We start from the raw sequence: 25,248 nt of genomic DNA, 5'->3' as shown, positions 1-25,248 counted from the left end.
GTTGCGGAACACGCGGGCGTTAAGCGCAGGCTTTTCCAGCAGCGCCAGCGTTGCCGCGCAGCACCAGCTGGTAGCTCGCCAGGCCGCCGTCGCTGTCGCCCGAGCAGGCCTCGGTGACGATGCCGCACACGCTGCGCAGGTCGCCCTGGTCGGTGACGAAGTCCAGCGCGGCCGGCACGGCGATCATCTGCTTGAGCGGCAGTTGCGCGTTGGACGACACGCACAGCACGCGGTACTCGATGCCGCCGCACAGCGTTTCGGAGCCGTACACCCGCTGCGGCAGCAGCATGTCATCGTTGACGCCTCCCGGCAGGTCCAGCCGCAGGCGCAATGGCCGGTTGCTGGTCACGAGTTCCTTGGCCAGGCCCATGAAGCTGAAGAAGTCATTGTCGCGGTCCACGTTCAGCGCTCCTTTCATCGCGGCTGTCACCACAGATGTGCAGCACAAGTGGCCGATGATGTCACTGCCGAGATTTTCTCTTTTGAGATGCAGCAATCAACAACCGCTTTGCGTCAGGTATGGCCGCTCCCGATTGCACCGGGCGTGACAAACGGAGAGTATTGAGCCGCCCAGGCAATGTATAGTGCCACTGTATTAATGGCACTATTGAGAAAATTTTATAATCTCCGCAAGCCCGCCCCATTCGCCAGCCCGATCGATACAGCCGACAGCGCAAGACCATGCGGACGGCGCGCGCAAGGCGACCGATGCCGCGCCGGCCGGCGCGGCATCGGCGGAGCCGGAAGTGGCCATATCCAGCCTGGCAGGCCGGTTGTCGCGCGCGGCGGGAGTGTCCGGGAGCACCAACAGCGGCCTGAGCCGGAATGCGCTGGCCGCCAAGGTCCAGGCCAACATCGACGTCATCCTCTACCCTCTGGACGACGAGCACAAGGCCGCCGCGGCGCGTGAAGTCCCGAATCCAAACGACGCCCTGAGCGCCGCCTCGGCCAGCGCGGCCACCGCCTTTGTCGACGACAGCAGCAAGCCGAATCCGTTCGCCGGCCTGTCGCGGGAACAGCTGTCCACCATCTCCAACGACGAGAGCGGAACCTTCACCATCAACGAAAAGCGCGCCGCGTTCACGCAGGCCTATGACGAGCAGCAGGCCTGGCGCAGCAAGGTCGTGGAGCAGGCCATGCGCGAATGGAACGAAACCGGAAAGCAGACCGAGTTTTTCAAGCAGGTGCGCGCCCACTTCCTGGAGCTGCCGCAACTGGAGCAGGTGCTGTACCCCGCCAACCATGCGAACGACCTGGCCGCCAAGATCGGCATGGACGCGAGCATCCTGGGGCCACTGGCCGCCTCGGGCCTGCGCGCGGCGGCGTTTCCGGCCTAGGCGGGATCTTCGGCCTGCGACTTGCGGCGGCGCTTCTTGGGCGCCAGCATGGTGCCGGTGCAGCCGGCCGCGCCGCAGTGGCAGGCGAACGAGCGCTTGATCGCCGGCGTGTGGCGGCCTTCGTAGATCAGCGGATAAGAGTAGCTCAGCTCCTCGCCACATTTGATGTCGTGCAGCGCGTAGATGTAGATCCGCCCCTCGTCCTCGATGGCCTGGCAATTCGGCTCGCACGAGTGGTTGATGAAACGCGCCTCGTTGCCCTGGTCGCCGCCGTCGACGACGTTGCCGTTGGCCAGGCTGAAGAAGAAGGTGTGGTTGTGCGGCATGTCCTGCGCGGCCGCGCGCTCCAGCGCCTCGGGCCAGGTGATCTCGCGGCCCGTGTATTCGATCACGCATTCGCTGACCGCGATGTCGCGGGCGGCGAACACGCCCCGCCCGTGCACCGGCGAGGTCTTGACAACGTACGCCGGCTGATCGGACAGCACCGCCGGAGATTCCATCACATTTTCAGTCAACATAGGTCGGCTCAGTTGGCGTCGCCGCCGGGCGGCTTGAACAGGTCTTCCAGCTCGGCGCGGCTGGTGGGCTTGCGCACCACGTCGCGCCGGCCGGCGAATTCGTCTTCGATATTGTCGCGGTAGTAGCTCCACGCGGCGGCCGAGGTCGACAGCTTGCGCCACACCTCGTTGCCCACACCCGAATAGTCGATGGCGCTGCCGTCGTCGAACTCCACCCGCAGCACGCGCTCGCGCGCATCGTACCCGATGGCGCGCAGCTTGCCGGCGTTGATGCGTTTCATTTCCATACAGCCTCCTCAGGCCTTGCGCGCTCCGTGCACCATCTGGCGGGCCTGCTTGCGCAGCAGGGCCTGGTCCCAGCGCTGTTTCTGCTCTTCGGTTTCCGGCACCAGCGTCGGCACCTCGACCGGCTTGCGGTGTTCGTCCACCGCCACCATCGTAAAGTAGCAGCTATTCGCGTGGCGCACCAGACGTTGCTGAATGTTTTCCGTCACCACGCGGATGCCCACCTCCATCGACGTGCGGCCGGTGTAGTTGATCGACGCCAGGAAGGTCACCAGCTCGCCCACGTGGATGGGCTGAAGGAACATCACCTGGTCCACCGACAGCGTCACCACGTAGCTGCCCGAGTAGCGGCTGGCGCAGGCGTAGGCCACGCTGTCGAGATATTTAAGGATGGTGCCGCCGTGGACGTTGCCGGAGAAATTGGCCATGTCCGGCGTCATCAGGACGGTCATGCTCAGTTCGTGGGCGGTCCAGCTCATCGGTTTTTGCATTGCATACTCCATGGTTGTTTTCTCCATGCTATCCGCTAAGCTTGTCATTCGCAAATAGTTATCAAAAACCACTAGGTTTATCGTATGCTTTGCGCTTCACGAAAAAAGGAGCAACCATGAAATGGAAAGTCCTGGCCGCCAGTCTCATGCTCGGCATGGCCGCCACCGCCCACGCCGTGACGGCGGACGAGGTCCACACCTTCACGCTGGCCAACGGCATGAAGTTCATCGTGCTCGAATCGCACACCATCCCCAACGCCAATATGTACACGTTCTGGAAGGTCGGCTCGCGCAACGAGGCGCCCGGCATCACCGGCCTGTCGCACTTCTTCGAACACATGATGTTCAACGGCTCCAGGCACTTCGGCCCGAAAATGTTCGACCGCACCATGGAGGCCAAGGGCGGCTCCAACAACGCCTACACCAGCAACGACCTGACCGTGTACCAGGACTGGTTCCCGGCGGCGTCGCTGGAAACCATCTTCACGTTGGAGAGCGACCGCATCGCCCACCTGACGATCGATCCAAAAATGGTCGCCAGCGAGCGCGGCGTGGTGCTGTCCGAGCGCAGCACCGGGCTGGAGAACTCCAACATCCGCGCGCTGCACGAGGAAGTCAACGGCGTCGCTTTCCAGGCCCATCCGTATTCGTGGCCGGTGATCGGCCACGAGTCCGACATCAAGGCCTGGACCCAGGACGACCTGCAGCGCTACTTCAACACCTACTACGCGCCCAACAACGCGGTGTCGGTGATCGTCGGCGACGTCAAGGCCGACGAGGTGAAGAAGCTGGCCACCAAATACTTCGGCGGCATTCCGAAACGCGCGCTGCCGCCGGCCGTACGCACCGTGGAGCCTGAACAGAAAGGCGAACGCCGCGTGTTCGTCGCCAAGGAATCGGCCACCTCGGCCAACCTGGCGATCGCCTACAAGGTCCCGGCCGCCAACAGCCCGGACTTCTACGCGCTGGAAGTACTGCAGAGCATACTGGGCGAAGGCAAGACCTCGCGCCTGTACAAGGCGCTGGTCGAGCAGCAGCTGGCCACGCAGGTCAGCGCCAGCAGCATGGACGGCTTCGATCCGGGCCTGTTGTACCTGTCGGCCGTGGCCACCGCCAAGACTCCGCCGGCCCAGCTGGAACAGGCGCTGCTGGCCGAGGTCGACAACCTGGTCAAGAACGGCGTGACGCCCGACGAGCTGCAAAAGGTGAAGAACCAGAAGCTGCTGAACCTGTACCGCGAGCAGGAAACCATCAACGGCCGCGCCCAGCAGCTGGGCAACTACGAGGTGTTCTTCGGCGACTACAAGAAGATGTTCGACGCCCCGGCCGCCTACGAAAAACTGACGCCGGCCGATATCCAGGCCGTCGCCGCCAAATACCTGAAGAAATCGCAGCGCACCGTCGGCGTGCTGGCTGCGAAGGAGGATTGATCCGATGAGCATCAAAGCAACCGTAATGGCCGCCGCCGTGCTGGCGGCCGCGCCACTGGCCGGCGCCGCCGATTTCCGCCTACCGGCATTCGACACCGTCACCCTGCCCAACGGCCTGACCGTGTACCTGATGGAGCGCCACGAGGTGCCGCTGATCTCGGTGCGCGCCGTGGTCAAGGCCGGCGCCATCAACGATGAAAAACAGCCGGGCCTGTCCAACCTGACCGGCGACGCCCTGCTGCTGGGCAGCAAAGCCCACAACAAGACCGCCATCGACCAGGCCTTCGACTTCCGCGGCGCCCGCCTGGCCGGCGGCGCCGGCACCGAGGCGAGCACGGTGCAGGCCAACTTCGCCCGCGCCGACAGCGCCACGCTGCTGCCGCTGTTTGCCGAGATCGTCCAGCAGCCGAGCTTCGACGAGGCCGAGCTGGCCAAGCTGCGCGACCGCAAGGTCAACGGCCTGAAGCAGGCCAAGGAGGCGCCGCGCAACGTGGTCAACAACTACTATCGCGCCATGCTGTTCGGCGAGGCGCCGTATGCGAATCCGCCCGGCGGCACGGTCAGCAGCGTCGGCGCGCTCAAGCAGAGCGACGTGCAGGGCTATTATCAGCACTACTATCGTCCGGACAACGCGGCCATCATCGTGGTGGGCGATTTCCAGACGGCCGAGATGCGCAAGCAGATCGAGTCGCTGTTCGGCGCGTGGAAGGCCAGCGGCCCGGCGCTGCCGCAGCAGGACAACGGCAAGGTGCAGGCCGACAAGGCGCGCGTGTGGCTGGTCAACAAGCCCGATGCGATCGAGACCACCTTCCTGATCGGCGGCGTCGGCATCGCCCGCAACGATCCGGATTATGTGCCCATGCAGGTGCTCAACACCATCGTCGGCGGCCGCTTCACCTCCTGGCTAAACGACGAGCTGCGCGTGAACTCCGGCCTGACCTACGGCGCCCGCAGCGAGTTCGCCACGCTGGCGCAGACCGGCACCTTCGCCATCTCCAGCTTCACCGCGCTGCCCAAAACCGAGGCGGCACTGGCGCTGGCGCACAAGACCTATCAGCGTCTGTGGGACAAGGGCATCGACCAGGCGACGCTGGAATCGGCCAAGGCTTACGTCAAGGGCCAGTTCCCGCCGCGCTATGAAACCGGCGAGCAGCTGGCCGGCTTGTTGGGCGATATGTACGCGTCCAAGGTCGGCCGCGAGCAGATCGACAACTTCATGAAGGATGTCGACAGCCTGACGCCGGAGCGCGCCAAGGCATTGGTGGACAAGCACTTCCCGCGCACCAAGCTGCAAACCGTGCTGGTGGGGAAAGCCGACGCCATCCGCGACATCGCCAAGACCTACGGCGAGGTGACCGAGCTGCAAATCAGCGCGGACGGTTTCCAGCCGCGCTAAAGCTGGGACAGCGCGCCGGCCGGGTCCAGCTGGCGCGCCAGGCGTTCGATCTCGTCCACCACGCCGGGGATGGCGTCGATCACCGGCGCTAGCTGCGCGCAGCCTGCCGCGCCGGGGTCCGCCTTCAGCGCCTGCTCGGCGCGGTGCGCCAGGCCGGCCAGGCGGTCGGCGCCCACGGTGCCGGCCAATCCCTTGAGCGTATGCAGCAGCGGCAGCGCCGCGCCGCCGTCCTGCCCGTCGCCTGCCGCCTGCAACTGGGCCGACAGCTTGCCCGCCTCCACCGCAAAACTGCGCAACGCCACCAGGTACACCGAATGCAGTCCGCCCAGGCGCTTCAACGCCGCCGCGCTGTTGATGCCGGTCTCCGCCAGCGGCGCCACGTTCGCCGCGTCGGCCACGCCGGCCGCAGCGGCCTCCACCGCCGGCGCCGCCATCCCCAGCGGCATGCCAGCGCGCCGTGCATGCCGCAGGATCACCGCGATCAACTGGACCAGGTCGAAGGGCTTGCCGATGTGGTCGACCATGCCCGCGTCCAGCGCGGCGACGCGGTCGGCCGGCATGGCGTTGGCCGTCATCGCGACGATGGGCGGGGCATGCGCACCCAGCAGGCGCTGGATCGCGTGCGTCGCCTCGTAACCGTCCATCTCCGGCATCTGGATGTCCATCAGGATCAGGTGCGGCGGCGGGCCGGGGCGTGACGCGGCGTCGATCGCCATCCGCCCGGAGCTGGCCACCTCGACCTGCGCACCCTCGTTGCCCAGCAGCTCGCTGGCCACCTGCTGGTTGGCCGGATTGTCGTCCACCAGCAGCAGGCGCAAGCCGGCCAGGCGCCGCAGCGACGGCAGCGCCACCGCCGCCAGCGGCGCCCGCTTTTCCATGCGGGCGTCGGCCACCGCGTCGAACAGCATCGACGCCGTCACCGGCTTGACCACGAAGCCGTCGAGCACCGGTTCCATTTCCATGTGGCGCTGCGCCAGCAGCTCGCGGTCGTGCGCGGTCACCATCACGATCAGCGGCAGCTTGCCGTGCGGCGCCAGCTTGCGGATCTCGCAGCTGGTTTCCCAGCCGTCGAAGGCCGGCATGCGCCAGTCGATCAGCACCACGTCGTAGGGGTGTTGCGCGGCCATGTGTCCGGTCACGGCGGCCAGCGCCTCGCGCCCGCCGACGGCCACGTCCACCCGCCAGCCGAACGACTGCGCCATTTCGCTCAGCACCATGCGCGCCATCGGGTTGTCGTCCACCACCAGGCAGCTCAGGCCCTTGAGCAGCCCGCGCTCCGGCGCGGCCGGCGCGATGTCGGGCGCCCCGGGCGATGCCGGCGCCACACCGCATTCGACCGCGAATTCGAACACGCTGCCCTGCCCCAGCGTGCTGGTCACGCCCAGTTCGCCGCCCATCAGGCGCACCAGGCGCTGGCTGATCGCCAGGCCCAGGCCGGTGCCGCCGTAGCGGCGCGCGGTCGAGGCCTCGGCCTGCGAGAAACCGTCGAAGATGCGCAGCCGCTGTTCTTCCGAAATGCCGATGCCGCTGTCGCGGATGGCGAAGGCTATCGTCAGCGTGCCGGCGCCGCGCGCCTGCAGCCGGGCCGACAGCACCACCTCGCCCTGCTCGGTGAACTTGATGGCGTTGCCCGCCAGGTTGAGCAGGATCTGCTGCAGGCGCAGCGCGTCGCCCACCACCAGCGCCGGCAGCTGCGGGTCGATGCGGAACAGCACTTCGATGTTCTTGCTGCCGACGTTGGCCGACAGGATCACGGCCAGGTCGCGCCACAGCTTGTCGAGCCGGAACGGATGGGGATCGAGCGCCAGCTTGCCGGCCTCCACCTTGGAGAAGTCCAGGATGTCGTTGAGCAGGCCCAGCAAGGCGCTGGCGGCGGCGTGGGCCTTGGCCGCATAGTCCTGCTGGCGTTCGCTCATCTCGGTCTGCTGCAGCAGTTGCAGCATGCCCAGCACGGCGTTCATCGGCGAGCGGATCTCGTGGCTCATGTTGGCGACGAACTCGGACTTGGCGCGGCCGGCCTGGTCGGCCGCCTCCTTGGCCAGCCGCAGCGCGTCGTGCGCGGCGCGGGCCTCGGTGGCGTCGGTGCTGCTGCCCACCCAGCCCAGGACGCGGCCGTCGCCGTCCTTCTGCGGCAGCGCGTGGTTGTCGAAGATGCGCCAGGCGCCGTCCAGGCGGCGCAGCCGGCAATCGCAGCGGAAGGCGTCGCCGGTGGCGGCGGCGCGCCGCCATTCGGCCAGCAGCGCGGCGCGGTCGTCCGGATGCAGCACCGGCGACCAGTCGCCCGCCTCGATCAGCAGCGCCGACGGCATGCCGCTGAAGCGCTCCCATTGATGGCTGATGAAATCGAGGCGCAGCGCCGGGGTGACGGTCCAGACCATCTGCGGCAAGCCCTCGGTCAGCGAGCGCCAGCGCGACTCGGAGGCGGTCAGCCGCGCCAGCGAGGCTTGCAGCGCGCGGTCGGCCTCCAGCAACTGGTGCACCGCCTGCGACTGCTTGCGCATGGCGTACCACACGCCCGCCAGCAGCGCCGCCGCGAAGGCCATCAGCACGCCGAGGAAGATCAGCGCGTTGCGCACTTCCTTGCGCCACGGCGCCAGGAAATCCTCGCTGGCCAGCGCCACCGCCACGTACAGCGGATAGCGGCCGACGCGCTGCAGGCTCAGCGTGCGCTCCAGCCCATCGCGGTCGCTGAGGATGTTGTAGGTGCCGCCTTTTTGCCGGCCCTCGAGGATGGCCTGGGTTTGCGGCGAGACCTTGATGGTGTCGCCGAAGGCCATGGTGTCGACGAAGGGATAGCGGTGCAGCACGCGGCGGCGGTCGTCGAGCAGCACGATGGAGCCGTGGGGGCCGATATTGAGCGACGAGAACAACTCGGTCAGCCGCGAGCTGTTCATCAGCGTGTAGGCGGTGCCGCCGAAGCTGCCGTCCGGCATGGCCAGCGGGTAGACCAGCGGCAGCACCCACTCGCCGCTGATGCGCGACTTGACCGGCAGGCCGATGATCAGCTCGTGCTCGACTTTGGCGCGCGGGAAGAATTCGCGGACGGTCAGGTCCTGCGGATGGGCGAGGTCGACCTGTTCGCCATAGACCACGCGGCCGGCCGCGTCCGAGCCGCGCACGGCCTGGGCGTTCGGGATGCGTTCGCGCAGCGTGCGCAGGTAGGCGCTGAACTTGTCCGGCTCGAAGCGGCCCGCCGTCTGCATGTCGCGGAACTCCACGCCGGCGCGGCGCATGGCCAGGTCGACTTCTTCGAAATGCGAATGGAGGAAGTTTTCCAGCGAGACGGCCAGGTTGTGCGCGGTCTCGGCCGCGTTGGCGTAGTAGCGGGCCTGGCTGGCCTGCAGCACATGGGCCACGAACAGCGACACCAGCAGCAGCACCGCGGCCACCGCCGCGACCAGCACGCCGAACAGTTTACGGAACTTCTGCAAGGTATCCGGTTTCATGGCGGCCGGCGGTCTCTTCTTGTTATGTTATGCCTCTACATTACCGCAAAAAAAACGCCCCGGAGGAGCGTTTTTTCTTACAAGCCTTGGTTGGCGATATCGGCCAACGATTCCCGGCCCTTGTCGCTGAGTTCGAAGCCGCCTTCGGCGCGCGGCACGATGTGGGACTTCTTGCCGAGGAACAGGGCGACGTCGGCGTCGAGCGGGCTGGCCGGATCGGCCTCGATGGCGCGCATGCCCAGCACGCAGCGGCGCAGGAACAACACTTCCTCGCCCTTGTCGGTGAGCGAGATGCGGCCGTTCCTGGCGATGCTGAACAGCTTGATGCCGGCCAGACGCTTGGTGTTGCGGCCCACGCAGGCGCTGACACGCTCACCCTGGGTGCCGCGCTTGACCTCATCGAGTGCGTTGTATTCGTCTTGCGTTAATTTCTCGTTCTTCATTGCCATTTTATCCATAAGAGACTGCTGCGGCCCTCATGGTACGCGCCCGACGGGGCGGCGGCAAGGTATACGCCCTTCCGGCGCCTGCGGCGGCGGCACGGGCGTATCAAAACGAAAATAAAGTGTGGCTCAAAACGCTCGGATCGCCAGCCAGATCAGGCCGATGGTGGCAAACGCCGCTACACAAATCAAGGCTTGGACACGCTTCGCACTGAAGGCGACGCTACGACGGCCGAGGTAGATTTTGTTGTGTAAGGAATTGCCCATGATGCTCTCCGTGAGAGGAAAATCGATGACATGACTAAATTATAGAAACACTTTCATTACCTCAGTGTGACGGCCAACACAAAGTTTAAAATATGTATCCATTGAGCAACAACTATCACACTTTCTCACAGGACATCAGGTTTTGACCGGCGGCTGTTTGGGTTGCGGCTCCTCGATGGGGGCGTGGTCCGGCAGCGGCATATTGTCGGGCGGCGGATCTTTTTCCGGCTGTGGCGGCGGCATATCGGGCTCGGGCGTGGTGTGGGCGCGGATGTTCATGGGACGGTCCTCCTTGAAATAGTCGATCTACTTCAAAGATTAGGGGCCGGCCGCCGATAAACAAGCGCCGGATCGCCGCCCAGCGTGCGCCAGCGCACCCCCGTTGGGGTCAAGTCTGACATTCGGACACGGCCTGCCGTAGCGGCCCGCTAGGGCAGAGGCCGTGTCCGAATGTCAGACTTCGTATATTGAGCGTACCGCATCTCCATCGGATAATAACGAAGTAAGTGCGGCCGGGCGGAGTGACGCTGATCAGACTTAGTGCCATGGAGCACGTGGGTCAGATAGGTGCCTCTGCCTGTTTCATTTGATAAGTCCGAACGGTATCTTGGGCCATCGCGTCAATGCGTAAGCCTGCATACGAGGAAGGTCAAAAATGGATGCGATATACGCAGCAGTAGGTATTGATGTCAGTAAGAGAAAATTAGATATTGCACTGCTGGTCAACGGAAAACCAAGACCAAGGTGCTGGAAAACTCCATCGAAGGTCACCGAGCGCTGCTCGATTGGCTGGGCAAATCCAAGGTGCCGTTATCGGTCCTGCATCGTTGCATGGAGGCGACCGGGTGTATTCCCGAGCCGGTGGCGCTTGCGTTGCACCAGGCCGGCCTGATGGTGAGCGTGGAGAATCCGGCCTGCATCAAAGGCTTTGGCCACGCGAGAATATTCGCAACAAGAACGATGCCATCGATGCCGGCCTGATCGCTCGTTACTGCGCGCAGCAATGCGGCCTGCGCCCTGAGTCCGCCGCCGCTGGAACAGCGCCAGTTGCGCGCTGGACACAGCGCGTTCAAGCCTTGAAGGATATCCGCCAGCAGGAAGAGAACCGGCTGGAGGCGTTAGCCATCGGTGGAATGGACGAGGTGGTGCAGCACGTGCGGCAGCATATCACCTGGCTCAGCGCAGAAATTGAGAAGCTTGAAAGCGACATCGACGATCATATCGATCGCCATCCTGGCCTGAAGCACGATGCGGAGTTGCTCACCACAATCCCCGGCGCGGGATGACCACGGCGGCCAAAGTATTGGGAGTTTGGGCGATATCCGCCGCTTGGTCAGTGCGAAAGCCTTCGCCGCCTTCCTTGGCGTAACGCCCAAGCAACGCAGCTCCGGAAGCTCAGTGAGGGGACGAACGACCATCAGTCGAACAGGCAATACATCATTGCGCGCTGCGCTGTATATGCCTAGCCTGGTGGCGCGCCGTCATAACCCCATCCTGCGCCAATTCGCTGAGCGGCTTGCCGCGACTGGCATGGCACAGAAAGCCGTGATCGGTGCAGTCATGCACAAACTGGCTCACTTGATCTATGGGGTGATACACAATGACAAGCCTTTCGATCCTAATTACTTATCGAAAGGGCTTGCCATTCAAGACGGTATCTGACCCCAAAAAAGCTGGGCGGCAATTTGGTCCCAGCTGTCTCTGGGACCGCTGGCCGGGACTTGCCGCACGCAGAACATGACGTCGGAATCGGGCCGGATCAGCATGCACGCCGTCAGTTGACGCCGCAACTCGGTCGGGCTGGCATCGGCCGCCCCGCCGTAAGATTCCAGCAACGCATCGAGCAGTATGGGATTCCCTTGCGCCATGAATATCAGCGGCGTCAGCAATTCGAAGCGGTCGCTATGGCCCACGATCGCATCGCCGAAATCGAGCAAGCCATCCAGCTTCCACCGGCCCGCTTCCTGCCTCGCCATCAGGTTCCACGGGTGGATGTCCATGTGAATCAATCGCGCCTCGCCCGCTTTGGCAAACTCACCCGCCGCCTCGATATACGGCAGCACCTGGCCGAGCAGGCCCGCAGGCATCTTCCTGCGCTGGTGGCGCGCCAGGCATCCGACGGTCAACTCCCGCAGATACGACGGCCAATCCACTTTGATCGCGATGTTCTCGCCGAAAGCCACGGCGCGCAATTCGCGCAGGACCCGACCGGTCTGGACCATGATCGCGCGCTTCTGCCCAACATCCAGCGACGGCCACACGTCGGCCAGCAAGACACCGGTCAGGCGGCTGGTGATGACGAACACCCAGTTGTCGATCTCCCCGCTGCCGATCAGGCGCGGCGTTTGCAGCGACAGCCTGCCCTCCAGTAGCGGGGCCACCAGAATTTCCTTGTCGCCCTGCCGGCGCCAATTGGGCGGCACCAGTTTGACGATCACCTCGCCGCCCAGTCCGAACAAGGCGTTGGAACCTTGCGGGATCTTCTCCCACACACCATCGGGCAGGCCGAACTCGCGTTGCAGATGGCTCAGCACCGGCATCCAGGCCGTCAACGGCGCGCTTTGGATAAACTCGTTGCACGCGGAGTTGTCCAGCCCCTGCGGCAGGCAGTCGATAAAGGTCACGCTCACTTGATACGGAAGATCACATCCACCGTCTGCGACCATTGCAGCGACTGGATCGACAGGAAGTCCTTTTCCGCCGACGTGGCATTGGTGCCGCGCCGGTTGTTGTAGAAGTCCACCGGCAGCAGGCCGACGGCGTTGGTCAGGTTGCGCAGCTGGCCCGACGAGATCGCCGTGACCGCCCCCACCTTCTTGCCGAAGCCGGCCGCCATGCCCTCGGCGCGGCGCTGCGCGTCTTTGATCGCCACGGCGGTCAGTTCCTGCTCGGTCTGCAGGCGGTCGCTCTTGCCGAAGCCCGTGCTCATGTGGTCGATGTTCGGCTTGCCCAGCAGGCCCGTCATGATGGCGCGCCACTTGGTCAGGTCTCGCACGACGATGTGCACGGCGCTGCGGATCTCGTATTCCGGCGCGGCGTTCGGATCGGGATTGGCGGACTTGCGCATTTCCTTGCGCATGTCGCGGAAGGACGCCTCGGCTTCGGTATCCTTGCCGGGATCGCCGCCCTGCTCGGCCAGCAAGGCCTGCACCTCCGCCACGCGCGCCTGCACCACGGCCACGGCGGCGTTGGTGTCGGCGTCGAAGGCGCTGATGTCGAAGTCGATCTCGCCCATGTCGGGCATCACCCGCAGGAAGCCTTCGCCGCCGACGTGGATGAAGGGGTAGTCCGGCAGATTGGAGGCCTGCACGGCCATCGGCAACAGGGCTGCGGCAAGAGCGAGTTTCTTCAGCATCGGACTTCCTTGTGGAGTGAAAGCTGGAGTATCCAATACTTTTTACTATTTAACAACTTGCAAAAGCCGCCGCCGTGCCCATGTGCGACTTCAACAACAATCATTCGGGGAAGAAGATGCTGTTTCCAAGACATCCACGGTCGGTGCACGACAACCGCCCGGTCGCCGTGCTGGTGGTCAGGCAGGAAAAGTCGGGCGCCGTCGACAAGCATGTGCTGGTTGTCCAGACGCCCAAAATCCAGCCGGCGCCACCGAAGGCGAAATAGCTTACTTGCCCTTGTTGATCTCGCCGATCAGCAGGAAGGCTTCATGGTGGATGGCCTGCTCGGCGGCCTTGAACTCCTGGTTGGCCTTGACGAAGGCGGGCTTCTTCAACTCGACCTTTTCCTTGGCGGTCGGGGTCGGGTCGGCGGGATACAGGCGCGGCGGGCCGTTGTAGGTCTGGGTCAGCACCTTCTGGCCGTAGCTGGACTGGTAGTACTGGGTCATCTCGACCGCCGTCTCGGTGCTGATCAGGCGCGCCACCGGCAGCGCCAGGCGGCTGTAGACGGTCTCGTTGGGCAGCTTGTCGAGCTTGGCCATCATCAGCTCGCGCTGGGCCGGACTGGGGTACTTGCTCATGCCGGCGGTGGTACGCACCATCTTCTCGGCCTGCATCGACGCCAGCAGGTCGTGCGCGGCCTTGACCTGGGCCGCGTCCGGCGCGGCGGCGGGGGCCGATGCCTGGGCCCACATGGCGCTCATCAGCAAACTGGCTGCGGCCAGTGTTTTAATCGGGTTCATGGTTGCTCCTTGAATGTTGGTATTGTGTGGCACGCATCATATTGCCAAACTCGCAAACATCGCCACATGATTGGTGCGTAGAATGTCGGCTCACACAGTCAACGAGGCCTCCCCCATGCAGCACACCCCACTGAACGACGACGAATACGATGCGCTGGACGCCCTGCAGGACGTGTCCTGGCTGGAAGGCTTCCTGACCGCCGTGGTCATCGGCCCGGGCTCGCCGGCGCCGGAAAGCTGGCTGCCCGCGGCCCTGAAGAATCCGGCCGCCGAGCCGCTGCTGCTGCGCCACTACCACTACATGCGCACGTGGATGAGCAAGGATCCGTCCAGCTTCGAGCCGATTTACGAATGCGGCGGCAGCTGGGGGCCGGAACAATGGTGCGAGGGATTCGTGGCCGGCATGCAGGCCGACGCTGCGGCGTGGGCGCCGCTGCGGGCGGCCCATCCGGAGTGGCTGGCGCCGTTCCAGCGCGAAGGCGACGCATGGGCCGACGCGGTGACGCCATCGGTCATCCAGATCAACGCCCACTGGCATCCGCCCAAAGGCCCGAAAGTCGGCCGCAACGATCCCTGCCCTTGCGGCAGCGGCAAGAAGTACAAGAAGTGCTGCGGCGACGCGGCCTAGACGTGCAGTTCGATGAACTCGCGCCAGTCGTCCGAGGCTAGCGCGAGCCATTGTTCGCGTTCGTCCGGCGTGGCGCTATTCCAGTACGGCATCCAGAGCCAGTTCCACCAATAGTCCAGGCTGCCCTGCAGGCTGCCGGTTCCGCCGGCATCGATGTCGGGAAAGGCCAGCCATGGCGCGGGTGGACGCAAACGCATGGCGTCCAGCGCCTGGATCACAGCCACGGAATCGGTCGCCAGTTCGACGACATGGCCGCCAAATTCCCGGCGTTCGCTATAACGTGTAAAACTGTTTATATCGTTCGCATGTGCGGCCAGCAGGCTCAACACGCGTGGCGCGTCGGCCTCCGTTACCGCGAACAGGCGCCGCCGCTCAGCCAATGGTGTCGGTCTGCTGAGAGGCGATGAGGACGGCGCCGCAGGAAGTCTTCATCCCCTCCACCGCGGTGCTGATGCCCATGATGGTGTGCGTGACCGCGCCTTCGACGATGGTGTGCGTGCCCCGGCATTTGGGGCAACTCACCTTGTGGCCCACGCCGGCCACCGGCTTGCCCATGACGATCACGTCCTGATGACCTTCCAGTACCGTGCCGTGGTGCGACGTCTTGTCGCCCAGTCTGATGATCGCTTTCCCGCCCATATAGCCTCGCATTGGTTCAATGCGGCGATCATAGCATTGCCATTTTCGCCACGTCGCACGACAGCGAAAACGGGCACGGGAAAAACCTCCCCGCGGTATCCTTTTTCCTCCACCGTTATTCATGGCGGAGAGGGTGGGATACATCTCAGCGCCAGAAAGTCGCGTGGACGGCGCCGATAGCCGGTCCCATGGCGCGCTAAGCCTTTGTGGCCCGCTCCTCGATCAAGCGCCGCAGCGCTGGCAACGCCGGCGTATCCAGCGTCCGGCTGACGTTGAAGCGCATATTCGAAGCGGCGGTCGGCGCCGACGAAAAGAGGTCGCCGGGCGCCAGCAGGTGCCCCTGCTTGAACAGCTCGTCGCTCAGCGAAACGGCATTCAGTCCATACGGCAAACTCGCCCACACATACATCCCCGCGTGGGGCTCACGCTCGACGCCGCAACCCAGCCCCCTCAATGCCTCAATGACCGGCTGGCGATATTCGTCGAGCCGGCCCCGCAATTGCGCGCAATGGTGGCGGTAGCTGCCCTGCGACAGCAACTGGTACACGATGCGCTCGCTCACCGAAGTGCCGGCGATTTCGCTGACGGTCCGATAAACCATCAACCACTCGATAAATTTCGGAGCGGCGCACAGGTAGCCGACGCGCAGCCCTGGCGAAATCGTCTTCGAAAAACTGCCGATGTAGACCACGCGCTGCAACTGGTCCAGGCTGGCAAGCCGGGTTGCGGGCGAGGACGCGCCCGGTGACAGCAAGTCGCTGTAAGTATCGTCCTCGACAATGGTCAAGTCGAATTCTTCGGCCAGCCGCAGGATCTGGAAGGCCTTGTGCGGCGAAATGTGGCTTGAGGTAGGATTGTGCAGCACCGAACTGCAGAAGAAGAAGCGTGGGCGGTGCCTGACGCAGTGCTCTCGCAGGACCTCGAGGTTGGGACCGTCGGCCTCGCGCGGCACGGTCAAGAGCGCAAGCCCGCACGCCATCAGACGGTCCCGCAGCAGGAACGAGGTCGGATCCTCGATGAGCACGGGCTCACCGGACTCACGCAGCTTGGCCAGCACAATCAAGTGAATCGCCTGCGTGGCTCCGGCCGTAATCATAATGCGTGCCGCCGGCGCATCGATATGGACGTCACGCAGCTTGGCCTGCAGCTGCTGGCGCAGTGGCAAATAGCCCATCGCGTCGCCATAGCCGCTTAAGCTGCGCACGCTGCCCCGGGCAACCGCCCGCATGGCCTTGGACAACCCGGTCTCGTCCAGCCAGTCCGGCGGAAGCAGGCCGAGTCCCGGAGTACTGGCAAGGTTGCCCACCGGCTGCACCAGCAGGAAGCGCCACCATTCAGGCAGGAACTGCGAGGCCGCGGCATCGATCCCGGTCCATGTCGCCCGCCCATGCTGCCTGACGAAGAATCCTGAACCAGCGCGCGATTCCAGATGCCCGTGGGCGACCAGCTTGTCGTAGGCGCGCGCCACGGTATCCCGGCTCACCTCGCACTCGTCGGCCAGCTGGCGCACGGAATGCACACGCTTGCCCGCCGCAAGCCGGCCAGCCTGGATCTCGACGACGATCCGGTTGAAGATCCGGTCCACCAGCGATAGCCGCTCGGCGCCGACGGATGGTTTCGCAAGCGTTTCTTTGCTAAATGTGAGCGCAGGGCGATGAACCGGACGTCCTCGTGGCATGAATGCTCCTGAAAATGTGATCTGGAATTCCAACCTGCCCGACCTTTCAGTACGAAAAGGAGGAAATGGCGCTTAACTGTACTGTTGTTACACTAGTATGACAGAAACTAATAAATTATATTACGTATCACCATTTTCCAAAAACAAAGGGTGTCCACCATGCATCGCAACGGTTCACGTTTCGCCCCCCGCAAGCTGATTCTTCCCGCCGCACTCGCCAGTCTTTTTGCGTTGAACGCACTGCCCGGCGCCTGGGCGCAGCAAATCCCTGCCGCCACGGGGGCGGCCGCGATGCACGATTACGACCTGAAACCCGGTCCGCTGGCGCGGACGCTGGACGAGATCGCCAGGATCAGCGGCCGCCCGATTGTGTTCGACGGCGCCGATCTGGCCGGCGCCAGCGCAGTGAACGGCAAGCTCGACGCCGAAGCGGCCATCCGCCAGGCCCTGGCCGGCACCAAGCACGAGTTGATCGTGGATGGCATGGGCACCTTGGTCGTCACCCGGTCGACCAGGGTCGAGATCGTCGCCAAACGCGACCAGGCCGAGACGGAATTCAAGGCGGACCGCTCAGACACCTCGACGCGCAGCGGCACCAGCCTGCACCTGGTGCCGGGCTCGGTGACGCTCATCACCAGCAAGGTGCTCGAATCGCAGCAGGCAACCGACCTGACCGAGGCGCTGCGCAACGTCAGCGGCATGTCCTTCAATAAAACGCCGCAAAGCACCACCACTTTCGGCATCCGCGGTTTTTCCGCAAGTTCGGATTCAAATGGCATTACCGACAACAGCGCGACCTCGCGCAGCGTGTTCGCGGTCGAACGCGTCGAAGTGCTGAAAGGTCCGCAAGCCATCCTGTCCGGCGGCGACTCCCTGGGCGGCGCCGTGAACGTCGTAGTCAAGAAGCCGCAGGCGGAAACCATTCGCGACCTCACCCTGCAATACGGCTCCTTCGACGACAAGACTGTCGCTGGCGACTTGTCGGGCGCGATCAGCGAGGACAAGCGCTTCACCTACCGCACGGTTGCCAGCGTCCAGGACGCCCGCCGCAACGAAGTGGGCATGAACGGCAAGAACGCCAAGTCGTTCATGCAGGCCCTGCGCTGGAAGGACAACGCCACCGACTTCATCATCAGCGCCGAGTACAACAACGACAAGGTCCCGCTGGAGCGCTACACCTTGGCCCGCCGCGACGGAGTAATCCTGCCGACACCCCAGCGGCTGCTGGCCAATCCCTCGGATGGGGTCGACACCAGGGTCCGCCGCTTTGGTTATCAACTGGAGCGGAAAATCGGCGACAACATCGTCCTGATCAGCCGCGTGCAGGACACGCATCAGGACCTGGACCTGCGCATCCCTTCCCCCAGCGGCTTGCTGTATGCGAAAGGCGCCGCGCCGGACTCGCCGCGGCCGGACATCGAGCTCTACGGTGAGCGCATGATGCGGACCGAGGATACGCTGAGCGGCGACCACTACCTGCGATTCAACGTGCCAACTGGCGAACTGCGCCACAAGCTCTCCGTCGGCTTCAATCACACCAATTTCGACCAGACCCAAACACAGTACGGGTCCGATGCCCTGACCATACAGCTATATCCGCTGACACCGCCGCCCGAGATTCCAAGCGTGCGCGACCGCACAACCGGAAAGTCTTCCGGCTTCGTCAATGGCCAGCGCCAGCGCGCCATCTACGTGCAGGACTTGATTTCCTACGAAAAGTGGAATCTGCTGCTCAACCTGCGGCGCAACCGCTACGCCACCCCCGAGGGCACGACGACCTATTACGCCACGCCCGACAACTTCCTCTACCACGATCCGGAATCGACCACCTATCACACCACCCCCGGCGTCGGCCTCGTCTACCAATTGAACGACCAGACTTCCCTGTACGGCAGCTTTGCGCAAGGCTTCCAGCCGAGCACGGCCCTCGCCTGCGGCGGCGGCGGCTTTGTGCCCCCGAACCTCACCACGAACCGCGAGGTCGGCGCCAAGTTCGACCTGCTCGACAGCCGCTTCACACTCACCACCAGCGCTTTCTCCCTGCAACAGTCGAACAGGCTGCAGTATGACCTGATCAACGATTGCTACAACGTGCGCAAGGCGCAACGCACCGAAGGTGTGGAAGTCGACGCCCAGGGCCGTTTGCTGCCGGGACTGGAAGCCATCTTCAACTATACATACACCAAGATCAAAGACACCGGCGATGCGACGACGCTGTTCCCCGGCCAGCCCAAGCACAAGGCCAATCTGTGGGCCGTCTACAAGTTCCAGCGCGCAGACCTCAAGGGTCTCGGCGTCGGCGTGGGCGTGTCGGCGAACAGCAGCAGCCTGGGCTCCCCCTACCTGCCGTTCATGGTGCCGGGCGGCGCCCAGGTCGACGCCAGCCTGTATTACACGAGCGGTCGCTGGAACGCGACGCTGGGTGTCAAGAACGTGCTTGACCGCACCCTCTACGGCACCACGAGCGCCGAAACCTTCGTTCCCGTACTGCCTGGACGCGTGTACGCGCTGACGGTCAAGCGCAGCTTCCAATAACCTGAGGTAAGTCGAACAATGCTCAAGACACCGCAAGAACCGGCCAGGCCGCGCCTGCTTCCCTTCGTATTCAGCTACTGGCGCCAGGTCGGGAGCTGGAAGGTGTACGCCATGCTCGCCATTATGCTGGCCAATATATTCGGCGGTGCATCGCTGTACTTATGGGTCAACCGGTTGACAGGCGATGTGACCGATTCCCTGCTGACCATGAAGTGGGAAAAAATCTGGCCCGTACTGGCCGCGAGCGTCGTCGCCGGCGTGTGCATCGGGCTGGTGAGTGTGATGAGCACCTCCGTGCAGAACTTCCTCGAACTCAGGTGGCGAACCTGGATGACCGAAAATCTCCAGCGCGAGTGGCTGGCTGCGCATGCCTTCTACGACATCGAGCGTGAAGGTGCGCTGAGCAACGCCGACCAACGGATCGCCGAAGACGTCAAACTGTTCACCACCGAGTCGCTGAACCTGTTCTTCAGCTTCCTGGGCGTGATTGTCAGCATGGTGACCTACACCTTCCTGCTGTGGGAATTGTCGGGCGTGGTGCGCTTCGCGATCGGCGGCGTGGACTTCGCCATCCATGGCATGCTCGTGTTCATCGCCTATGCCTACAACATCGGCAGCCTTGCCCTGATGCACTGGGTCGGGAAGCGGCTCGTCGGCCTCAACATGGAAAAGCAGACCGTCGAAGCGGACTTCCGCTTCGGCGCCATGCAGATCCGGGAAAACGCGGAGCAGATCGCGTTTTACGGCGGCGCGGCCAACGAGGATCGGCGCCTGCGCGGGCTGTTCGTCCGGGTGCGCCACAACACGGCCGCCCTGATCATCCGGCGCGCCAAGGTGATGCTGACCTCGTTCACCTACAGTCATTTGTTCACTGCCCTGCCGACCATCGCCGCCCTGCCCCTGTACCTGAGCGGCCAGATCACGCTGGGCGGCGTGACCCGCGTCGCCGGCGCCTACAGCATGCTCAGCGGCTCACTGAACTTCTTCAGCCAGGCCTACCAGTCGTTCACCGACTGGATCGCCCTCGCCAACCGCTTGCGCGATCTGGAGTGGGCGATCCACAAGGCGCGGCTGCGCCAGAGCGGCTTTGCCGTCGCACAGCGGCCGGCGGCGGCGCTCGAGACCGGACCGCTGGCTCTCCTCGACCCGCTGCAGCGCCCCCTGGCACGGATCCAGCCCCTGCGCATCGCGCCGGGCCAGCGCTGGCTTGTGCGCGGTCCGTCGGGAGTCGGCAAGAGCACATTGCTGCGCGTGCTCGCCGGACTATGGCCCTACGGCGCCGGCGAGGTGGCGCTGCCGCAAGGGGCGAAGATCATGTTCGTCCCCCAGCGCAGCTACCTGCCGACCGGCCCGTTCAAGGACGCGCTGTGCTACCCGCATGCGCCGGACGACTTCGACGACGGGCACTGCCGCCAAGTGCTCGCGATATGCGGACTCGACCAGCGGATCACGAACATCGCCGCCTACGACAATTGGCGCCAGCAGCTCTCCGGGGGCGAACAACAGCGCGTCGCCTTCGCCCGCGTTCTCTTGCATGCCCCGGACTTCGTGTTTCTCGACGAGGCGACCAGCGCGCTCGATCCGGAACTGGAGACGCGCCTGTATACGGCGCTGGTCCAGTCCCTGCCGAACGCGGCGATCATCAGCGTGGCGCACCGGCCGGAACTGGCCCGCTTCCACGACCACGTGCTCGAGATCGGCGCCGCGGCCCCGCTTGCGACCGGCAAGATCGCATAGGCGAGCGCCCCGCCAAACTGTACTGAAACTGTATGCAATACCGTCAGAACAAAACCGCCAATTCCTTCAGGACACAACGGCGGGCACGACTGATACCCTGATTGCCCTGACCTTTTTCAATTTTACATAGGAAACAACATGACATCGTCCATCCTCAACGCGACCGACGCCTCCTTCGAGACCGAGGTCCTCAAGGCCCCGGGCCTGGTACTGGTCGACTTCTGGGCCGACTGGTGCGGCCCATGCAAGGCGCTGGCGCCGATCCTGGCCGACCTCGCCGACGAATATCCGGAAGTGCGCATCGTCAAGGTGAACGCCGACGAAAACCGCCAGGTGATGGAACAGCACGCGGTGCGCGGCTTGCCGACCCTGCTGCTGTTCTCGGAAGGCAAAGAATGCGGACGCCTGCTCGGCACCCAGTCCAAAACCCGCCTGGCGGCCCTGATCGATGAAAAGCTGGAGGCCTGAATGACGCTGCACGCCTATCAATCCATGCCGGCAATCCGCGACAGCGCCATCGAACGCCTGCGCCGCCATGCCGCCAGCGAAGAACTCGCGCCCGGTCCGCTCGCGTGGGACGGCAGCAAGGGCAGCCTGGTCGGATGCATTCTGGAAAGCGAAGACCTGGCTGGCTGGGAAAGCGAACTCGGCCTGCCTCAGTGGCTCGCCACGGCGGCGGACGGCATCGCCGCTCAGCAGGAGTCCATCGACGCCGCGCTGGCGTTCGGCGTCGCGGTGCTGGACGCCATCCGCCCCGGTGCGGACGTGTCCACAGCAGCCAGCGGCGTCATCCTGGATGCGCTCGGTGACGCCGGCGGCTTCGTCGCCGCACTGGCGGACGTGCCGGCCGAACTGCGGCAAGCCCTGGCCGAGGTCGAAGGCTTGCACCGACGGGTGCAAGCGGGCGAGCGCCCGGCCCCGGCCGAATGGCGTGCCGCGCGGCGCACCGCGACGGCGCTGACCGATGCCCAGCCGTCGGAACTGCTGCAGGCGCTGTCCACATGCGCCGAAACCGCCGCCTGGGATCCGGCGACCTCGAAGGCAGTCGTGTTCGACACGCTGCGCGTCTACAGCCGCGCAGCGATCCAAAAGGCCGACGCCGAATCCGGCTACACCAAGGAAGACGATGACCGGATCCGTGTCCACCTCGAACTCATGTGGAATACCTATCTGGCCGACCAGCCGGAATTGCAGGAGCAGGGAATAACCGTCTTTTCGCTGCTCGAAGAGCATCATCCCGAGATAGCGGCTACGCTACGCAACAAGAATCGGATGGACCAGGCCGCCTACGTGGCCGCCAACCGCCGCGCGGCCGAAGTGCTGGTCGCACAACTCAAGCGGGTGTGACCCATGATCGCCTTTGAAAAAATTCGCAGCCACGCCATTCCCGCCCTGCATACGACGGTCGAGGAATACCTCGAGCCCTCGTCGGGCGCGCGCCACATTCACCTGGTCACGGAGCGCGCCGACCTGACCTTCCTGGTCGCGTTCCCGACGGTCCCCGAGTCCAGCGACGGCCGCGCCCACATCCTCGAGCACCTGGCTTTGTGCGGTTCGCGGCGCTATCCGGTGCGCGCCCCCTTCTTTTCGATGCTGCGCCGCTCGACCGCCAGCTTCATGAACGCGATGACCTATGCCGACCGCACGGTGTATCCCTTCGCCAGCACCGACCGCAATGACTTCTTCAACCTGCTCGACGTCTACCTGGACGCCACCTTCTTCCCCAAGCTCGACTATCTGAGTTTCCGACAGGAGGGCTGGCGCTACACCTTGGAGGACGGCAAGCTGAACTACCAGGGCGTCGTCTTCAACGAGATGAAGGGCGCCTTCACCGATCCGATGCGGGCGCTGCACGGCGGCCTCACCGAGCATTTGCTCGAGGGCACCACCTACGCGGTGGAGTCGGGCGGCGATCCCCTCGCGATTCCGGAACTGAGCCACGAAATGCTCAAGCAATTCCATGCCAGCCACTACCACCCGTCGCAGGCGGTATTCATGTCGTCGGGTCCGATCGCGGCGGCCGAGGTCCAGCAGCGCATCGCCGAGCGCGTGCTGGCCGAACTGCCGGGCAAGGCGCCGCGCCGCCTGCCGCAACTGGCCAGCGTGACGGCGCCGCGCACGGCGACCATTGCCATCCCCGCCCGGGGCGGCGGCGCGGCAGACCATGGCGTGCAACTGTCCTGGGTGCTCGGCGAAGCGGCCGACCCGCTTGCCTACCACCACGCCGAGCTGCTCCAAGCCGGGCTCCTGGGTGACGCATCGGCGCCGCTGCGCCAGGCCATGGAGTCGGCCGGCTATGGGCGCCCCGCCGCAATCAACGGCTTCGATGCCGGCGCGCGACAGATCCTGTTCCACCTCGGCATGGAGGGCCTGACCGAAGCGCAAACGGCAAGCGCGCGCAGCCTGCTGTGGCGCACGCTGGAGCGGGTCGCCGAGACGGGCGTCCCCGCCGCCACCCTGCAGGCCTCCCTGCGCGACAGCACCTTCGATCAGCGCGATACCTCCGGCGGGCGCATGCCGAACGTGCTGTCGCGGATGCTGAACGCGTTGCCCGTGGTGATGCGCGGCGGCGATGCGATCGCCGCCTTCGACAACGCCGGCGTGCTCGAGCGCCTGCGCAGCGACGTCGCCGATCCGGACTTCTTCCCGCGCATGGTGCGCAACAAGCTGCTCGACAATCCGGCGCGGCTGGACGCCCGGGTGCGACCGGATGCCGCGTACTTCGCCGACCGCGCCGCCATTGAGCGCGGCAGGCTCGACGCGATCCAGGCGACGCTCTCGCCCGCCGACCTGGATCGCATCGCGGCCGAAGGCGACGCGCTCGATGCACTGCAGCGCGCGCCGGTCGACTCGTCCGTGTTGCCGCGCATCCGGCCCGCCGACGTCAGCCCGCAACCACTCGCGCTGCCGGCGGTGGTCGGGAACGGCGCCGGCAAGTACGTCTTCAGCATTCCATCGAACGGCATTTCCTACGCCCGCGTCCAGTTCGACGCGAGCGCCCTGGCCGAGGAAGACTGGCCCTGGCTCTCGCTCTACGCCAGCCTGCGCGAAGACCTCGGTGTCGCCGGCATGGATTTCGAGCAGGCCGGCGCCTGGCGCGGCGCCCAGGTGTCGCGCTATGCCATTGGCGCGAACGCCGCACAGGGCGCCGACGGCGCCTTGCATGTCTCGGTGAATTTCTTCGCCGGCGCGCTGCGCGAGGAACATGTGCAGATCGCCGCCGTACTTGACGCCTGGATCTACCGCCCGCGCTTCGACGAGGAAGCGCGGATCCGCTTCCTGATCGACCAGATGGCGCACCAGCGCCTGGACAGCCTGGCCCAGGACGGCGACCGCTACGCGCGCATCATCGCGAGCGCGCCGCTGTCGCCGCTGCGTGCGTATGAACATGCGACCGATGGCGCGGCCTTCGTGCCCTTCCTTGCCGGACTCCAGGCACTGCTGGCGACGCCGCGGGGCTTGCAGCAGATCAGCGAGCGCCTGGCGCGCCTGCACGAACGGGTGACGAATTGCCCGCGCACGATCCTGTTGGCCGGCTCCGGGGACGATGGACAGGCACTGAGCGAACTGTTCCCGGCGCACACGGCGCAGGCGGATGCGGCGGCGGCACCGCCGCCGGCCATCCAGCAAGCGCCGGCCAACGTGGCGTTGTACGCGTCCAGCCAGATCAACCATTGCCACATCGCCTGGGCCACGCCCGACCTGCGCCATCGCGACGCGCCGGCGCTGGCCGTCGCAGCCCAGCTGCTGTCGCACCAGCTGCTGCACCAGGCGCTGCGCGAACGCGGCGGCGCCTACGGTGGCTACGCCGGCTATGTGGAGAGCGCCGGCACGTTTACGATGAGTTCCTACCGCGACCCGCGCCTGGCCGGAACCTATGCCGACTTCGCGACCGCGCTCGAGCGCGTGATGGACACGGCGTTCTCCAGCGAACAGCTGGAGGAAGCCATCATCTGCGTGATCCAGAAGCTGGACCATCCGGCGTCGCCGTTCGAGACGGTGACCGCGGCCTGGACCCTGCACCAGCGCGGCATCGATCTTGCCGCACGCCGGCAGTTCCGCACCGGCGTGCTGGCCTGCAAACTCGAGGAGGTCAGGGCCGCGGTCGACCGCTGGCTGCGCGCCGAAACGCCGAGCCGCGCGGCATCGGCCGGCAACATCGAGCAGGACCTGGCCGGGCTGCAGGTGCTGGACTTGATGGCCTTCGGCAAGGGTGAAACGGCACTCGCATCCGCAACGCCAGCCTGACCTCGCCTCGCCACCGCATCCCACGGCCTCTT

The 25,248-nt window shown here is 65.0% G+C and carries 26 protein-coding genes; 12 read left to right on the top strand and 14 right to left on the bottom strand.

The features are described 5' to 3' along the window. Positions 1-19: 19 nt before the first annotated feature. Positions 20-400 (bottom strand): contractile injection system protein, VgrG/Pvc8 family, encoded by a 381-nt coding sequence (locus HUX88_RS32955; protein ID WP_373886775.1) that lies wholly within the window; start codon positions 398-400, stop codon positions 20-22. A 346-nt stretch (positions 401-746) separates the two neighbouring features. On the opposite strand from HUX88_RS32955, the gene HUX88_RS10675 reads away from it, so the two are divergent. Next, positions 747-1,337: a hypothetical protein gene (locus tag HUX88_RS10675; protein ID WP_176361755.1), complete on the top strand. Its 591-nt coding sequence runs from the start codon at positions 747-749 to the stop codon at positions 1,335-1,337. Here the strand turns inward: HUX88_RS10675 and HUX88_RS10670 are convergent. Genes HUX88_RS10670 through HUX88_RS10660 form a run of 3 tightly spaced genes read right to left on the bottom strand, consistent with a single transcriptional unit; the run spans position 1,334 to position 2,631 of the window. Then, on the bottom strand, positions 1,334-1,855 hold the full coding sequence (locus HUX88_RS10670; protein ID WP_176361754.1) for an SET domain-containing protein: 522 nt from the start codon (positions 1,853-1,855) through the stop codon (positions 1,334-1,336). The genes HUX88_RS10675 and HUX88_RS10670 overlap by 4 nt on opposite strands. Before the next feature lie 8 nt (positions 1,856-1,863). Beyond that, on the bottom strand, positions 1,864-2,142 hold the full coding sequence (locus HUX88_RS10665; protein WP_176361753.1) for a KTSC domain-containing protein: 279 nt from the start codon (positions 2,140-2,142) through the stop codon (positions 1,864-1,866). Between the two features lie 9 nt (positions 2,143-2,151). Then, complete coding sequence (locus HUX88_RS10660; protein WP_117009770.1) at positions 2,152-2,631, bottom strand: acyl-CoA thioesterase; 480 nt, start codon at positions 2,629-2,631, stop codon at positions 2,152-2,154. A gap of 116 nt (positions 2,632-2,747) precedes the next feature. Between HUX88_RS10660 and HUX88_RS10655 the strand changes: the two genes are divergently transcribed. Both HUX88_RS10655 and HUX88_RS10650 read left to right on the top strand, forming a co-directional pair. After that, a complete protein-coding gene (locus HUX88_RS10655; RefSeq protein ID WP_176361752.1) occupies positions 2,748-4,061 on the top strand; it encodes a pitrilysin family protein in 1,314 nt (437 codons plus the stop codon). Between the two features lie 4 nt (positions 4,062-4,065). Beyond that, positions 4,066-5,457 (top strand): pitrilysin family protein, encoded by a 1,392-nt coding sequence (locus tag HUX88_RS10650; RefSeq protein ID WP_176361751.1) that lies wholly within the window; start codon positions 4,066-4,068, stop codon positions 5,455-5,457. On the opposite strand, the gene HUX88_RS10645 is transcribed toward HUX88_RS10650, so the two are convergent. From HUX88_RS10645 to HUX88_RS10630, 4 genes are all read right to left on the bottom strand, one after another. Further along, on the bottom strand, positions 5,454-8,903 hold the full coding sequence (locus tag HUX88_RS10645) for a response regulator (protein ID WP_176361750.1): 3,450 nt from the start codon (positions 8,901-8,903) through the stop codon (positions 5,454-5,456). The genes HUX88_RS10650 and HUX88_RS10645 overlap by 4 nt on opposite strands. 77 nt (positions 8,904-8,980) lie before the next feature. Further along, positions 8,981-9,346, bottom strand: coding sequence for a hypothetical protein (locus HUX88_RS10640; RefSeq protein WP_161084375.1), 366 nt, complete (start codon positions 9,344-9,346; stop codon positions 8,981-8,983). 129 nt (positions 9,347-9,475) lie between these two features. Next, entirely contained in the window at positions 9,476-9,613 is a 138-nt protein-coding gene (locus HUX88_RS10635) for a hypothetical protein (protein ID WP_175001208.1), read from the bottom strand. Positions 9,614-9,748: 135 nt separating this feature from the next. Continuing rightward, positions 9,749-9,892, bottom strand: coding sequence for a hypothetical protein (locus HUX88_RS10630; RefSeq protein ID WP_175041629.1), 144 nt, complete (start codon positions 9,890-9,892; stop codon positions 9,749-9,751). Positions 9,893-10,458: 566 nt separating this feature from the next. On the opposite strand from HUX88_RS10630, the gene HUX88_RS32190 reads away from it, so the two are divergent. Both HUX88_RS32190 and HUX88_RS32185 read left to right on the top strand, forming a co-directional pair. Beyond that, positions 10,459-10,899: a hypothetical protein gene (locus HUX88_RS32190; protein WP_229219284.1), complete on the top strand. Its 441-nt coding sequence runs from the start codon at positions 10,459-10,461 to the stop codon at positions 10,897-10,899. Positions 10,900-10,924: 25 nt separating this feature from the next. Next, complete coding sequence (locus HUX88_RS32185) at positions 10,925-11,275, top strand: transposase (protein ID WP_229219283.1); 351 nt, start codon at positions 10,925-10,927, stop codon at positions 11,273-11,275. Here the strand turns inward: HUX88_RS32185 and HUX88_RS10620 are convergent. Both HUX88_RS10620 and HUX88_RS10615 read right to left on the bottom strand, forming a co-directional pair. Continuing rightward, positions 11,260-12,237, bottom strand: coding sequence for a phosphotransferase (locus HUX88_RS10620; RefSeq protein ID WP_176361749.1), 978 nt, complete (start codon positions 12,235-12,237; stop codon positions 11,260-11,262). The two genes, HUX88_RS32185 and HUX88_RS10620, sit on opposite strands and share 16 nt — an antisense overlap. Positions 12,238-12,239: 2 nt before the next feature. Beyond that, a complete protein-coding gene (locus tag HUX88_RS10615) occupies positions 12,240-12,968 on the bottom strand; it encodes an SIMPL domain-containing protein (RefSeq protein WP_117009764.1) in 729 nt (242 codons plus the stop codon). A 116-nt stretch (positions 12,969-13,084) separates the two neighbouring features. On the opposite strand from HUX88_RS10615, the gene HUX88_RS10610 reads away from it, so the two are divergent. Continuing rightward, on the top strand, positions 13,085-13,234 hold the full coding sequence (locus tag HUX88_RS10610; RefSeq protein ID WP_176361748.1) for a hypothetical protein: 150 nt from the start codon (positions 13,085-13,087) through the stop codon (positions 13,232-13,234). 1 nt (position 13,235) lies between these two features. Here the strand turns inward: HUX88_RS10610 and HUX88_RS10605 are convergent, their stop codons facing one another. Then, on the bottom strand, positions 13,236-13,751 hold the full coding sequence (locus HUX88_RS10605) for a hypothetical protein (RefSeq protein ID WP_176361747.1): 516 nt from the start codon (positions 13,749-13,751) through the stop codon (positions 13,236-13,238). 115 nt (positions 13,752-13,866) lie between these two features. Between HUX88_RS10605 and HUX88_RS10600 the strand changes: the two genes are divergently transcribed. Beyond that, on the top strand, positions 13,867-14,379 hold the full coding sequence (locus HUX88_RS10600) for a UPF0149 family protein (RefSeq protein ID WP_176361746.1): 513 nt from the start codon (positions 13,867-13,869) through the stop codon (positions 14,377-14,379). On the opposite strand, the gene HUX88_RS10595 is transcribed toward HUX88_RS10600, so the two are convergent. From HUX88_RS10595 to HUX88_RS10585, 3 genes are all read right to left on the bottom strand, one after another. Then, positions 14,376-14,705: a hypothetical protein gene (locus HUX88_RS10595; protein WP_217916285.1), complete on the bottom strand. Its 330-nt coding sequence runs from the start codon at positions 14,703-14,705 to the stop codon at positions 14,376-14,378. The two genes, HUX88_RS10600 and HUX88_RS10595, sit on opposite strands and share 4 nt — an antisense overlap. A 46-nt stretch (positions 14,706-14,751) precedes the next feature. Next, positions 14,752-15,018: a PAAR domain-containing protein gene (locus HUX88_RS10590; RefSeq protein ID WP_117009760.1), complete on the bottom strand. Its 267-nt coding sequence runs from the start codon at positions 15,016-15,018 to the stop codon at positions 14,752-14,754. A 196-nt stretch (positions 15,019-15,214) separates the two neighbouring features. Beyond that, the gene (locus HUX88_RS10585) at positions 15,215-16,696 is read right to left on the bottom strand and encodes a PLP-dependent aminotransferase family protein (RefSeq protein WP_176361745.1); all 1,482 of its coding nucleotides are present in this window, start codon (positions 16,694-16,696) and stop codon (positions 15,215-15,217) included. A 231-nt stretch (positions 16,697-16,927) separates the two neighbouring features. On the opposite strand from HUX88_RS10585, the gene HUX88_RS10580 reads away from it, so the two are divergent. The 5 genes from HUX88_RS10580 to HUX88_RS10560 all read left to right on the top strand — a co-directional run bounded on the left by HUX88_RS10580 (position 16,928) and on the right by HUX88_RS10560 (position 25,216). Beyond that, on the top strand, positions 16,928-19,231 hold the full coding sequence (locus tag HUX88_RS10580) for a TonB-dependent siderophore receptor (RefSeq protein ID WP_176361744.1): 2,304 nt from the start codon (positions 16,928-16,930) through the stop codon (positions 19,229-19,231). Positions 19,232-19,249: 18 nt separating this feature from the next. Beyond that, on the top strand, positions 19,250-20,968 hold the full coding sequence (locus tag HUX88_RS10575; RefSeq protein WP_176361743.1) for an ABC transporter ATP-binding protein/permease: 1,719 nt from the start codon (positions 19,250-19,252) through the stop codon (positions 20,966-20,968). Positions 20,969-21,106: 138 nt separating this feature from the next. Next, a complete protein-coding gene (gene trxA / locus HUX88_RS10570; RefSeq protein ID WP_176361742.1) occupies positions 21,107-21,436 on the top strand; it encodes a thioredoxin in 330 nt (109 codons plus the stop codon). Beyond that, positions 21,437-22,315 (top strand): hypothetical protein, encoded by an 879-nt coding sequence (locus HUX88_RS10565; protein WP_176361741.1) that lies wholly within the window; start codon positions 21,437-21,439, stop codon positions 22,313-22,315. It abuts the gene before it with no gap. Positions 22,316-22,318: 3 nt separating this feature from the next. Then, positions 22,319-25,216, top strand: a complete 2,898-nt coding sequence (locus HUX88_RS10560) for an insulinase family protein (RefSeq protein ID WP_176361740.1) — start codon at positions 22,319-22,321, stop codon at positions 25,214-25,216. The last annotated feature ends 32 nt before the right edge of the window (positions 25,217-25,248 follow it).

Origin of the sequence: Duganella sp. BJB1802 (assembly GCF_013369445.1) — a bacterium.
Lineage (GTDB): Bacteria > Pseudomonadota > Gammaproteobacteria > Burkholderiales > Burkholderiaceae_D > Rugamonas > Rugamonas vulcania_A.
This window is presented reverse-complemented; position numbering and strand designations above follow the sequence as displayed.

Coding starts and splice junctions, on each gene's coding strand:
- HUX88_RS10645 (WP_176361750.1), bottom strand. CDS start 8,903: ATGAAACCGGATACCTTGCAGAAGTTCCGTAAACTGTTCGGCGTGCTG.
- HUX88_RS10590 (WP_117009760.1), bottom strand. CDS start 15,018: ATGGGCGGGAAAGCGATCATCAGACTGGGCGACAAGACGTCGCACCAC.
- HUX88_RS10600 (WP_176361746.1), top strand. CDS start 13,867: ATGCAGCACACCCCACTGAACGACGACGAATACGATGCGCTGGACGCC.
- HUX88_RS10565 (WP_176361741.1), top strand. CDS start 21,437: ATGACGCTGCACGCCTATCAATCCATGCCGGCAATCCGCGACAGCGCC.
- HUX88_RS10560 (WP_176361740.1), top strand. CDS start 22,319: ATGATCGCCTTTGAAAAAATTCGCAGCCACGCCATTCCCGCCCTGCAT.
- HUX88_RS10575 (WP_176361743.1), top strand. CDS start 19,250: ATGCTCAAGACACCGCAAGAACCGGCCAGGCCGCGCCTGCTTCCCTTC.
- HUX88_RS10610 (WP_176361748.1), top strand. CDS start 13,085: ATGCTGTTTCCAAGACATCCACGGTCGGTGCACGACAACCGCCCGGTC.
- HUX88_RS10615 (WP_117009764.1), bottom strand. CDS start 12,968: ATGCTGAAGAAACTCGCTCTTGCCGCAGCCCTGTTGCCGATGGCCGTG.
- HUX88_RS10635 (WP_175001208.1), bottom strand. CDS start 9,613: ATGGGCAATTCCTTACACAACAAAATCTACCTCGGCCGTCGTAGCGTC.
- HUX88_RS10650 (WP_176361751.1), top strand. CDS start 4,066: ATGAGCATCAAAGCAACCGTAATGGCCGCCGCCGTGCTGGCGGCCGCG.
- HUX88_RS10665 (WP_176361753.1), bottom strand. CDS start 2,142: ATGGAAATGAAACGCATCAACGCCGGCAAGCTGCGCGCCATCGGGTAC.
- HUX88_RS10655 (WP_176361752.1), top strand. CDS start 2,748: ATGAAATGGAAAGTCCTGGCCGCCAGTCTCATGCTCGGCATGGCCGCC.
- HUX88_RS10630 (WP_175041629.1), bottom strand. CDS start 9,892: ATGAACATCCGCGCCCACACCACGCCCGAGCCCGATATGCCGCCGCCA.
- HUX88_RS10585 (WP_176361745.1), bottom strand. CDS start 16,696: ATGCCACGAGGACGTCCGGTTCATCGCCCTGCGCTCACATTTAGCAAA.
- HUX88_RS10670 (WP_176361754.1), bottom strand. CDS start 1,855: ATGTTGACTGAAAATGTGATGGAATCTCCGGCGGTGCTGTCCGATCAG.
- HUX88_RS10640 (WP_161084375.1), bottom strand. CDS start 9,346: ATGAAGAACGAGAAATTAACGCAAGACGAATACAACGCACTCGATGAG.
- trxA (WP_176361742.1), top strand. CDS start 21,107: ATGACATCGTCCATCCTCAACGCGACCGACGCCTCCTTCGAGACCGAG.
- HUX88_RS10660 (WP_117009770.1), bottom strand. CDS start 2,631: ATGCAAAAACCGATGAGCTGGACCGCCCACGAACTGAGCATGACCGTC.
- HUX88_RS10605 (WP_176361747.1), bottom strand. CDS start 13,751: ATGAACCCGATTAAAACACTGGCCGCAGCCAGTTTGCTGATGAGCGCC.